12 protein-coding genes are annotated in these 11,632 nt (G+C 56.2%); all 12 read right to left on the minus strand.

Annotated features, from left to right (window positions below; genetic code table 11):
- Positions 1 to 43: 43 nt before the first annotated feature.
- The gene (locus TRM7615_RS19915) at positions 44 to 418 is read right to left on the minus strand and encodes a hotdog family protein (protein ID WP_108790993.1); all 375 of its coding nucleotides are present in this window, start codon (positions 416 to 418) and stop codon (positions 44 to 46) included.
- The gene (locus tag TRM7615_RS19920) at positions 412 to 768 is read right to left on the minus strand and encodes a MaoC family dehydratase (protein WP_108790995.1); all 357 of its coding nucleotides are present in this window, start codon (positions 766 to 768) and stop codon (positions 412 to 414) included. Before TRM7615_RS19920 ends, TRM7615_RS19915 begins: the two co-directional genes overlap by 7 nt.
- Positions 761 to 2,251 carry an AMP-binding protein gene (locus tag TRM7615_RS19925; protein ID WP_108790997.1) on the minus strand — a complete coding sequence of 497 codons (1,491 nt, stop codon included), beginning with the start codon at positions 2,249 to 2,251 and terminating at the stop codon, positions 761 to 763. Before TRM7615_RS19925 ends, TRM7615_RS19920 begins: the two co-directional genes overlap by 8 nt.
- A gap of 5 nt (positions 2,252 to 2,256) precedes the next feature.
- Positions 2,257 to 3,024: an enoyl-CoA hydratase/isomerase family protein gene (locus TRM7615_RS19930; protein ID WP_108790999.1), complete on the minus strand. Its 768-nt coding sequence runs from the start codon at positions 3,022 to 3,024 to the stop codon at positions 2,257 to 2,259.
- A complete protein-coding gene (locus tag TRM7615_RS19935) occupies positions 3,021 to 3,617 on the minus strand; it encodes a TetR/AcrR family transcriptional regulator (protein WP_108791001.1) in 597 nt (198 codons plus the stop codon). The genes TRM7615_RS19930 and TRM7615_RS19935 overlap by 4 nt, the downstream gene beginning before the upstream one ends.
- Positions 3,614 to 4,399 carry an alpha/beta fold hydrolase gene (locus TRM7615_RS19940; RefSeq protein WP_108791003.1) on the minus strand — a complete coding sequence of 262 codons (786 nt, stop codon included), beginning with the start codon at positions 4,397 to 4,399 and terminating at the stop codon, positions 3,614 to 3,616. Before TRM7615_RS19940 ends, TRM7615_RS19935 begins: the two co-directional genes overlap by 4 nt.
- Positions 4,396 to 5,454: a branched-chain amino acid ABC transporter permease gene (locus tag TRM7615_RS19945; RefSeq protein ID WP_108791005.1), complete on the minus strand. Its 1,059-nt coding sequence runs from the start codon at positions 5,452 to 5,454 to the stop codon at positions 4,396 to 4,398. Before TRM7615_RS19945 ends, TRM7615_RS19940 begins: the two co-directional genes overlap by 4 nt.
- 1 nt (position 5,455) lies before the next feature.
- A complete protein-coding gene (locus TRM7615_RS19950) occupies positions 5,456 to 6,487 on the minus strand; it encodes a branched-chain amino acid ABC transporter permease (protein ID WP_108791007.1) in 1,032 nt (343 codons plus the stop codon).
- Positions 6,488 to 7,210: an ABC transporter ATP-binding protein gene (locus tag TRM7615_RS19955; RefSeq protein ID WP_108791009.1), complete on the minus strand. Its 723-nt coding sequence runs from the start codon at positions 7,208 to 7,210 to the stop codon at positions 6,488 to 6,490. It abuts the gene before it with no gap.
- Entirely contained in the window at positions 7,203 to 7,967 is a 765-nt protein-coding gene (locus TRM7615_RS19960) for an ABC transporter ATP-binding protein (protein WP_108791011.1), read from the minus strand. The genes TRM7615_RS19955 and TRM7615_RS19960 overlap by 8 nt, the downstream gene beginning before the upstream one ends.
- 74 nt (positions 7,968 to 8,041) lie before the next feature.
- Positions 8,042 to 9,217: a substrate-binding domain-containing protein gene (locus tag TRM7615_RS19965; protein ID WP_108791013.1), complete on the minus strand. Its 1,176-nt coding sequence runs from the start codon at positions 9,215 to 9,217 to the stop codon at positions 8,042 to 8,044.
- A 411-nt stretch (positions 9,218 to 9,628) separates the two neighbouring features.
- The gene (locus TRM7615_RS19970; protein ID WP_235824148.1) at positions 9,629 to 11,617 is read right to left on the minus strand and encodes a PAS domain-containing hybrid sensor histidine kinase/response regulator; all 1,989 of its coding nucleotides are present in this window, start codon (positions 11,615 to 11,617) and stop codon (positions 9,629 to 9,631) included.
- Positions 11,618 to 11,632: the final 15 nt, after the last annotated feature.

The following is an 11,632-nucleotide window of genomic DNA, read 5'->3' on the forward strand; positions in this document are numbered from 1 at the left end:
AAGTGAGTTTCAAACGACCCATAGGGAGAACGCCTATCCGGATCTACGACGGGGTGCAAAAGGCTCCTGGCACGTCCTTTGCTTTCACCAAACTGCGTCCTTCGCAAATCACGGTGCCATCGGGAGCCGTACAAATTGCCCAAAGATCAACCAAGTGTTTTTCGCGGCGCAATTCGGTAATCGTCACTTTCGCAGTCAGCAGCGTGTTCAATGGTGCCACTTTCTTGAACTGCAGGTCTTGCTTCAGATAATTCGTGCCAGAACCTGGTAGTTCGACACCAAGGAGGTAGGAGAACAAAGCCGAGATCAAAGGTTCAGGGACGCCATGCGATTTGCCCCCACTGAGCGCGGAGAAGGCAGAGATATCCTCTTCGCTGTATCCTCGGGCGATTTGTGCGGATTGTCCTACTTTCAGCATTGTACGTCAGCCTTTCCGATCAAACACTCTGCGCCTCCGTCAACCCGAACGACGAGCATATTCAGGCGGCCTTGGCCATCTTGTGTGATGGACAAATCCAGAGGTTCTTCGGCAAAGGCCGGATTTGGGAACATCAGACTCTGCGACGACGTGTTCAAAGAAGGATCATGTTGCTTCAGCATGCCCCAAAGCTTGGTGTAAAGCAGCATGCCGTGAGAGACTGTCCGTCCAAAGGCCGTATTGGCGCAGAACTCTGGGTCCACGTGGATTGCGTTGTCATCACCGGACACTTGCGCAAATGCGTCAAATTCAGTTTGCGTCGGTGTCCAGCGTTCCCGGAGATCAATCATTGCCAAATGTCTCCAGCAGATCGGGCTTGCGGATTTTGCCCGCAGCAGTGCGTGAGAAGTCTTGAACCAGTTTGACATGGGCCGGGACTTTGTACCCCGCCAAACGCTCGCGACACCATGGACGCAGGCTTTCAACATCAAGCGTTTCTTCGGGTCGCGGCAGAATGAATGCAGCGCCAACCTCGCCCCACTTTTCGTCATGCACACCAATAACGGCTGCTTCGAGAATGGCGGGATGTGAATGCAAAACCCTTTCAACTTCAGCAGGATAAACGTTTTCGCCACCCGAGATATACATGTCCTTGATACGGTCGACGATGAAATAGTACCCGTCTGCATCACGCCGCGCGACGTCACCGGTTTTGAGCCAACCGTCTGCACTGAATGACTTTGCGGTTGCTTCCGGGTTTCCGAAATAGCCCGGTGTCACACCGGGGCCTTTGATTTGCAATTCACCGACGCCCTTTGTGCCATCAGGGACACCGCACAGTCGTACTTGTGTCAGGCTTTGTGGTTTGCCGACCGAGCCGATCTTTTGCTCGGCGTGAGCAGGATCCATAAGGAACACGGTCGGGCCCGTTTCCGTCATGCCCATGCCGTTCAGAACTTTCACACCGCGTTGTGCAAAAAACTGGATCAAAGGTTCCGCGAGTGGTGCTCCACCACACCCGCAGCGGATATTGCTCCAGTCCAGGTCGTCAATCCACGGGGCGAGCGACAGCGCCTGATAGACCGCTGGCACGGCGAAAAACTGGTTGATCCGGCCCGAGGCCAGCAGGTCGCGCACCTCTTCCGGATCGAACTTTGGCAAGATCGTCGTTGTCCCGCCAGACAGAAAAACGGGAAGCGTGTAAAGGTTGATCCCCGCCGTATGGAACAAGGGTAAAAAGCATGCCGTACGGTCGGTCGAAGCGACATCGATGGCTTGCCCTATGTTAATGGTGTTCGCCCATGACATTCCGGCGGTTTGGATGACCGATTTGGGCAGACCCGTCGTGCCAGAGGTAAAGAGGAGATACCACGGACGATCAGATGGGATCGGATCTGCGACATCCGGACCACCTGCCTTTATCCAACCCGAAAGATCGGTTTCTATCGTCAAAAGCGGTGCGCCGACCCCAATTGCTGTTTTGGTCGCCACCTCCTGGAATTCGGCATCCGTGAGCAAAAGCGAGACGCCAACTTGCTCCAATGTCTCTATCAACTCGGACGCGGGTTGGCGCCAATTCAGGGGGCACAGGATGATACCTGTCTTTTGGCAGGCAAACAGGGTGATGAAAAACTCGGCACAGTTTTGGCAGAGAATGCCCACCCGATCATCTTGTACAAGCCCCTGGCCTGTTAGCCCGGCAGCAACTGCATTGGCCGCGCTGTTTATTTGGGCAAAGCTCCAATCACGCTCTGATGCAGTGTCGTGAAACGCCACTGAATTGGGCGAGAGTTCCGCCCGTTTCGCTGCCATATCAGGGATCTGCTCAAACATCTCTCTCATCCACTGGGTTGAAGGAAATCTTGCATCTTGGTCAGGGTTTCTGGTCGTCCTATGAGCGCGCGAAAGGCCTCGGTCTCTGCATCGAGCCGAGTTTTCACATGCGCCCGACCCGCATCCCTCCAGAACAGGGATTTGGTCGATATCGCTGTCCCAATATCAATGTCGGTCAGCAAAGCCATGGCGCGCATTTCAGGGTTCTGATCAACGGCCTGAACCAGCCCAAGACTTGTTAGTTGCTCTGCCCCATGCCGATGATTGGCCATCACCCAACCCCGGGCGTTTGCGCCGCCAATCAGCTCCGGCAACAGGGCGGTCCATCCGCCATCAGGGGCAAACCCCACCACACCGTAGTAGGGTTGAACAAAGGCGTCAGGCGCCGCAACCACCAGATCAGAGGCAAAAACCAGACCGGCCGACCCACCTGTCGCCGCGCCGCGAATGGCCGTAGCCAGGACAACTGGCATTTCAATCATGCGCAAGACCAGTGCCTGCAGCACAGGCACAACCTGCCCCGTATAGCTTTCGATCTGTCCCGATTGTGCCGCCTCGGCGAACCGCCCGACATCCCCGCCGGTGGAAAAATTGCGCCCACCCGAGATCAGCGCCTTTTGCGCGCCCGATTGTTCGAGCGCATCAAACGCACGATGCAGATCGCGCAAAAGACCAGGCTCCAGCGCGTTAGCGCGCGGTGCTTTCATCTCGATCTGAAAGCAGGGTTCCGCGTTTGGCAAATCTTCCGTATGCCACGCAACCAACTCACTCATGGGGCCAAACCGTTGCAGATTAGCTCATGCGCTTCGGCAACGACACGGTCGATGTCGACATTGTCGTCCCAAAGCACGTATCGCTCGCCCAGGGCTTTGGCTATCCCCATCAACGCCCACGCACGGACCTCGGCATCGCCTGGAGAAATCTCTCCCTTTTGCACCGCTTGCTCCAACTGATCGGCGTAGGCCTTGCCAAACTCTGTGTAGTAGGTGCGATAGGCTTCGGGATCGACAAATCGGGCCTCTTCCACGATGCGGTATTGCAAGGGGCGGTCGCGCACGACACGCAAATAGGCCGCGAGACCGGCACGTTCGGCTTCCAACCGGTTGGGCGCGTCGACGATCCGCTCGGTCGTTTGGGTTCGCGTGGCGCGGCCCATGTCCTCGACCAATTCACGGAACAGCACTTCCTTGCTGGAGAAGTATATGTAGAACGTGCCAAGGGCCGTTTCCGCCGCACGCGTGATGTCGGCGATGGAGGCAGCGGCAAAACCCTTTTCACCGATCACCTGCTCTGCAGCGGCAAGAATTTTCGCGCGGCGTTCAATCCCACGTTTGGTTTTTGGTTGCGAGGCAGCGGGTTTTGTCATCGTGTCATCGTCTTCTTTTGCTCAGTTGTTCCGCTTTTTTGTGCCATGACAAAGCGTCGTATGGCATCACAAAACGCCTCTGGCTCTTCGAGGTGCGGAGAATGACCCGAGTGTGGGAATATCTGCACCTCGGCCATCGGCGCATGTCGCGCGATCCAATGCGCCACCCCCGGATCGTAAAGCTGACTTTGCCCGCCCGCGCAGACGAGGTAGGGAATGTCGATCCCTGCGATGGTGTTGCGTGCGTCCATTGCAACCAGATCGTCCCAGATCGGGCGCAGCGTTGTTGGGTTCTGTTTCAGAAGAAGCGCCTTCATCGCATCATCATCTGAAGCCAGCGCACGGCCGGGTGCATACATGTTTCGTTGGATGTTGTTGACCATGCTGCGCCATTGAAATTCGATCTTCGAAGACGTCGACAGAACGGCATCGGCGCTTTGACCGCCGAGGCCAAACGTCCACTCCTCGTCGGGCAACAAACACGGGCTCATGTCGACGGTGACCAACCCGCCCAAACCTTGGGTGCCGTGCAGCGACAAGTATTGCCATGCCACCGCCGCCCCCATGGACCAGCCAATCAGAATTGGGCGATCCAACCGGTCGATGATGTCGCCCACAACCTCGACACAGCGCGCAAGGCTTGGCTCATCCTTCTCTTGTGCACCATGTCCGGGCAAATCGGGCACATGACAGTCGAAATCAGGTCCCAACCGGACTGCGACGTCACCAAACATCGCACCATTCATGGCCCAGCCATGCAAGAATAGAAGCGGTACACTCATGTTGCGCGCTGCCTGCGCAGGCGACCCACGATGCCCGTCGGGAAGAAATAGACGCTGAGAACAAACAGGATGCCCAGCCACATCAGCCAACGGTCGGGATCAACAAGTTCAGGGATCAGCGGCAACGCCTCGGTGGCGTGCGACGCCGCACCCATGAGGTTCTGCAGATAGGTCTGTGCCAGCACGAACAGCACCGCACCAAGCACTGCACCATACATCGTGCCCATGCCACCGATCACGACCATCAGCAGAATATCGAGCATAATCTCAAAGCTCAGCGTCGTGTCAGGTCCGACATAGCGCAACCAAATCGCAAACAGGCTCCCGGCAAGTGCCGCAGTGGCCGCCGACAAGCAAGTTGCAGCCGTGCGATACCAGACCACGCGATAGCCGATGGCCTCGGCCCGAAAATCGTTCTCGCGGATAGCTTGCAGGACGCGACCAAAGGGGGAGTTCACGATGCGCAGCAGGGTCAGAAACAGCACCAAGGAGCAGACAAAGATCAGGTAGTAGTTCAGGATTTTGCCTGTAAATTTCACCCCCATCACCTCACCCATCCTGTTGGCCGAGGTCAGAACGCGTGGGATCTTGTAGGTTAGCCCATCTTCACCACCAGTGATGTTGGAAAACTGCGACACAAGAACGGCGACGGCAGAAGCAACGGCAAGCGTGATCATCGCAAAGAATATCGCCCGCACCCGAAGGCTGAAGAGACCAATCAACAGCGCTAGAACGATTGCGGCCAACGCACCAGAGACCGAGCCGACCAGCAGCGCATCAAAGCCACGCCCCATATGGGTCGAGGCCAGCGCGACACCATAAGCACCGATGCCAAAAAACATGGTATGTGCAAAACTTACGATCCCGGTGTAGCCAAGCAGCAGATCATAGCTCGCCACCAGCAAGATGAAGATGCAGATCCGCGCGGCGGTATCCAGGGCGCGCACGCCTTCGAATATGAACGGCGCACCGGCAAGGCAGGTCAGGATCAGCACCAGCAGTGCGGTCAGAATGGGGGAACGGGGCGTATCGCCAGATATCAGACGCACAATCATATCATTTCGCCTTCACAACAGGCAGCATACCTTGCGGTCGCCACATCAGGATTGCAGTCATCAGCGCGATGTTGGACACAAGCGCCAGTTTCGGTTCCAGAAATGCCACGTAGTTCTGCAATAGTCCGACCAAAAGCGCGCCGATAAAGGCACCCTCGACCGAACCAAGGCCGCCGATGATCGCTACGATAAAGACAAGAACCATCATGCGTTCACCCATACCAGCGGTGATGACCTCTTGATACAGCCCCCACATCACACCGCCTAGGCCAGCAAGAGCTGATCCGGCAATGAAGACACCAACAAAGACCATGCGCAGGCGATACCCCAGCGCTTCGACCATCGGGCCGTTCTCGACGCCCGCCCTCACGATCAGACCAATCTTGGTGCGACGCAGAATCATCCGCATGACGATGAACAGAACGGCTCCGACACCCACGGCGAGCAGGCGGTACTTTTCCATCGCAGCTCCGGCAAAGGTGATCGCGCCTTTCAGCATTTCGGGGCGGTTGATAAAGATCTCGTCCGGGCCCCAGATCACATGGATCAATTGCTCGATCACGATCAGGCCGCCGACGGTGACAAGGATTTGCTTCAGGTGTGCGCCGTAAACGGGTTTGACGATCACCCGCTCGAACACCCACCCCAATGCACCGGTCACGGTCATCGCCGCCACGACCGCAAGGAACACGGCAGACATGTTAAGCAGTAGCGAAGTTGCCCCGGTCCAGTCGCCAAAGGCAATCAGGACCGAAACCCCGACAAAGGCCCCGACCGACACAAATGCACCGTGGCCAAAGTTGATGACATCCATCAGGCCGAACACCAGCGTAAGCCCGGAGGCCATGATGAAGATCATCATGCCCATGGCCAGACCCGACACGGTCAACGTCAACCAGGATGAGGGAGCGCCGATTGCGAAAAATCCAAGCACTACCAGGATCGGGATCAAAAGGAACGGCATCGCCTTGTCCAGCCGTTCAGCTAGAGACACATCCGCAAAGGTTGGTCTGTGATCAGGGGCAGCGGACATTTAGTGCGCCTCCATGCTCAGACCCATCAGATTTTCCTGAAGGTCTTTGTTTTCTGCAAGTTCCGCCATAGCCCCGGTCCAGATGACGCTCCCGTCGTCCATGACGACGGCGCTGTCCCCAAGGGCTCTGGCGACCGAAAAATTCTGCTCCACCAAAAGGATCGAACGCCCTTGAGCCTTCAACTCGCGCAGGGCGTTTGCCATGGTCGCGATGATGGCGGGGGCAAGACCCTTGGTTGGCTCGTCGATCAGATACAGCTCGCGGTCTTCGGCCATAGCACGAGCGATGGAGAGCATCTGCTTTTGCCCCCCTGACAGGTTGCCCGCCTCGCTGTTCCAAAAGGTGCCCAGCGCGGGAAACGCACCCAGCAGCCACTCTTTCCGTTTTGGGTCAAGTGGACCAGAGCTGGCACCCAGCAGCATGTTTTCTTCGACCGTCAGATCGCTGAATATGCCCATATCCTCGGGCACAAAACCGATGCCGGCACGGGCGCGGGCCGAAACCGGCAGGCGTTTCATTTCCTGCCCATTGTAAAGAATTTCGCCAGACTTGGCGGTCCACTGCCCCATGATGGTCTTGAGCGTCGTGGTCTTGCCCACACCATTGCGACCCAGCAGCATTGTCACCTCGCCACGTGGCACTTCCAGGTCGACACCTTGCAGGATGTGGTATTGCGCGATGTCGGTATAGACATTTTTCAGCGTCAGGATTGGGTCAGACATGATCCAGCTCTTTCCCCATGTAAGCTTCCTGAACCACGGCCGAGGCCATGACTTCGGCGGGTGGACCGTCGGCGGCCAGCGCGCCATTGTGCAAAACGATAATGCGATCGGCCAGGGTGCGGATCACGTCGAGCTTGTGCTCGACAAGCAGTACCGTTCGGCTGGTGTCGGCCTTAATCTCGGCAATCAGGTCGAGGATCACCGGGGCCTCATCCACGCTCATGCCCGCAGTAGGTTCGTCGAACATGTAAACCAGCGGGTCGAGGCCGATCAGCATCGCCACTTCCAGCTTGCGCTGGTCGCCATGCGACAGTTCAGATACTAGTTGATCTTTTTGGGTATCCAGGCGAACGCGCTCCAGAATTCCACTTGCTTCAGCGGTCAATTCCGTGTGGCTATCCGCCATCGTAAACAGCCCAAAGCCCTGGTGTTTGCGCGCCTGGATCACCAATCGAAGGTTTTCCAGCACCGAAAGGTTGGGAAACAGATTGGTAAGCTGGAACGCACGCCCCAAACCGCGGCGGCAGCGTTCTGCAACACCCAGGCGGGTGATGTCCTGACCTTTCAGGGTGACTGTCCCGGCACTTGCCGCGATCTGGCCTGAGATCAGGTTGAAGTAGGTCGTCTTGCCTGCGCCGTTGGGCCCGACAATTGCCGTCAGCTCTCCGGCCGGGAATTTGCAGGTCACCGCATCCACGGCCACATGCCCCCCAAAACGCACAGTCAGTGCGTCCGTTTCCAAAAGTATCTGGGTCATTGGATGAAGTCCTAAGATCCCGGAGCGGGAAGTAGCAACCGCCCCGGTTTCATGCGACAGTAAATGGCCGCAAATTATTGATTGCGAACGGGGATTTTCATCTCGTCCATGCCGATCTCTCGGACCAGGACCGGCACGCCATAATCCTTGCCGTCCTGAAGCTCGGTCCGGAAGTGATACATGGACTGCATCGCCTGATGGTCTTCGGGGCGGAACGTCATGGCGCCTTTGGGCGTTTCCCATGTCAAACCCTCCATCGCTGCAATCAGCGCATCGGTATCTTCGGCACCACCGGCCTTTTTGATCGCTTCAACAATCGCGATACCCGAAGCCATGCCACCCGCAGTGAAGAAATCCGGCGGACTGTCAAAACGCTCGAAATGCGTTTTCACAAGCCAGTCATTCACCGGGTTCTGCGGGATCTCGTAATAGTAATACGTGGCCCCTTCCATACCGGGCAGTTCTTTGTACGCCTTAAGAGCGGCAAGGATGTTCCCGCCTGTGGCAATCTCAACTCCGAACCGGCTGGGCTCCATCGCGTTGATCTTGCTCATCGGGTTACCGCCACCGGCCCAGATGATGAACAGCTTCTTTTCGCCCTCGACCTCACCCATCGCATTGAAGATGCGTTCTGCGGCCGCTGTGAAATCCGTGGTGTCGGTCGGCACATATTCTTCATGTGCCAGTGTCGCACCGGTCCCTTCCAAAGCTTCCTTGAACGCGACCACGCCATCGCGGCCAAAGGCATAATCCTGCGCCAAAGTTGCAATGGTCACGTTCTCGCCGCCCAAGGCGACCGCGTTGGCAATCGCATCCTGAGACGAGTTGCGGCCGGTGCGGAAGATATACGGGTTCCAGTTTGCACCCGTAATCGAATCCGCCACAGCAGGCTCTACGATCAACACGCGCTCATATTCCTCGGCAACCGGCAGCATCGCCAAGGCAACACCCGAACTGACGGGACCAACCGCTATGTGGGCATCGTCGTCACCGTATGCCTCCTCCAGCTGTGCGCGGCCAATGTCCGGCTTCAACTGTGTGTCTTTTTCGATGATGACGATCTTCTCGCCATTGATCTCCATCGTGCCGCCGGTGGCGTATTCCAGCCCCAGCTTCAGACCATTGTGGGATTGGGCCGCATAAGCCTCAAAAGGTCCAGTCTTGCCATAAACATGGGCAATTCGAATTTCCGCGCTTGCGACCGACGACATCAATGCACCGGCAGCGGTTAATGCGAGCATGCGCAACATAGGGTCTCCTCCCGTTTTCCTCTATCGAACATGAAACATGAATCAGTATTCATGTCAAAGAAATTTTCTCTAGTACCGCAGGCAAGGAAGATTCAAACCTCTGGGCATGCTGCGCTGCAGCCGTTCAGATTTTCGCACTACCGACCGGCGCGCGGTTAGGAAAACAACCGAGAGGATTTATCCGCTGCTGCATCAATTCTGATTGGATGAGATCGCCCTAAAAGCGCGTCAAAACGTCGAAAAGATCAGGATCCAGCCACTGATTGGGCAATCGAGACAGATCACAGTGGCAGCTTTACGCTGTTACGCAATTGGGTCGGAGCGAGTTATTTGTGAATTGGCATGGTCACTCAAGATGACCATCGCGCTATCCGACGCCAAACCAATGACATGGGGACTGTCATGGCAAGATCATGGCTGCCGCAATGCGTCCTGCAGGTTCGCTCGCAAGCGGTCTTGCTCTTCTGCCCATGCCTCCGCATCACAAATTTCGACTGTCTGCAAAAGTTCTGTAAGTGTCGGCAGGCCCAAAATTGCCGCCGTCCCGGCAAGTTTGTGAGCTTGCTGTTGGGCGTCGGCAGACACAGCGCCATCCCAAGGCAATTGCTCAAGTAACTCGGACACGCCGGATTTCAGATCGTGCAGATGACGTTCATAGGTTGCGTCGCCAAATCGGGCAATAAAGTCTTGGGCTGTGCTGTTCCGCGCCATTGTCTGTACGTGCGGCAAGTCCTTTTGCAAGACGCCTATAAGAGATGCCTTAAGCTGTCCCATATCAACGGGTTTGACCAGAAGGCTCGAAAAATTTGCCTGCATGATTGTCTCATGATCCTTTTTCGAGGCATGAGCTGTTACGGCAATCGCGGGCACCTGCGTCCAGTCTGCGCCCTGCGCATGGATACGTTCAAGCGTTTCCATTCCATCAATTCCAGGCATGCTTATATCCAGCAAAAGAAGGTCAAACGCCTGTTTTTGCGTTGCCTTTATCGCTTCGTACCCGTCGGCCGCTTGCGTGACTTCACAATTCATGTCGTGCAGCATATCAGCGAGGATCAGGCGATTGATTTCGTTGTCGTCGACCACCAACACGCGCAAACCATTCGAGGGCAATGCACGCGGCAGTGTCTGGCCGCCCTGAACGTGGTCGATTTGGGTGGCCGCGTCACCAAGAGGAATGCGGAGTGTGAACAAGCTCCCTTGACCAAGTACGCTGTCGACCTCAATCTCGCCGCCCATCCCTTCGACCAGGCGTTTGGTGATTGCCAAGCCCAGTCCAGTTCCCGCGTTCTCGCGTGAGAACGCGGAATCAATGGTTACGAATTCTTCGAATATCCGCGACAGGTTCTTCGGCGCAATGCCGACGCCTGTGTCAGAAACCCGAATTTCATATTGATCATCAGCGTGGAGTTTTTCCACCTCGATCAAGACAGTTCCATCAGAGGTAAATTTGATTGCGTTGCCTACCAGATTGATCAGGCATTGCTGAAGCGAAGTTCTATGTCCGCGCACCAACCGCGGAAGATCCGATAGGACATTGACCTGCAAGTCACAATTGCGGGCCTGCGCGTTGGCCAAAAGACTTTCAGCGACGTCATTGGTAAGCGCTGACAAGTCGAACAGGCTCTGCTCGGGCAGGGCGTTTTCGGCAGTCAGGCTGGACAAATGCAGCACGTCATTGACATGAGACAGCAAAAGCTCTCCGGACACAGCGATTGAGTTCAGGTGGCGTTTCTGGCGATCGGTCAGGTTGGTCTGATCAATCAGGGACAGCGACCCAAGGATGCCGTTCAAAGGGGTGCGCATCTCATGGCTCATCACGGTCAACAGGTCGGATTTTGCCCTTTCGCTTTCTTGTGCCTTGTCGCGGGCGGTGCGCAGGTCCTGTTCAGCCTCGATTTCCTGGGTAATGTCGCGCAGGAATGAGACAAAGACCCGCTCACCATCAGTTTCCGCCAATGAAATGGACAGCTCCACCGGAAAGATCTCGCCGGATTTACGCATTCCTTCCAGACGGATACGCCCTGCGCCAATGACTTTTTTCTCGTTGGTATCCAAGAACCGCTGCATACCCTTTAGATGCATTTCTCGCATGTGGGGTGGCACAATCAGATCAGCCATGTCGCCGTTGATGGCTTGACTACGGGTGTAGCCGAACACAGCTTCGGCCGAGCCGTTGAATTCGATGATCTGTCCCTTGGTATTAACGACCAACACAGCGTCCAGGGACGAGTTGACTGCAGCTTCGAACCGAGACCGCATTATTGCGTTTTCGTGTGAAAATCGCTCGCCCCTGCGAAACAGCTTGAGAAGAACAAAGGTAGTTACGGTCAAAACAAAGATCAGAACCAGCACTGCGGCAGCCAGGCGGATCAGCGTTTTTGACAACTGGTCCCGGCGCATGGTCTCATTCTCTGC

The organism is Falsiruegeria mediterranea M17, from assembly GCF_900302455.1.
In the GTDB taxonomy this organism is placed as follows: Bacteria; Pseudomonadota; Alphaproteobacteria; order Rhodobacterales; family Rhodobacteraceae; genus Falsiruegeria; species Falsiruegeria mediterranea.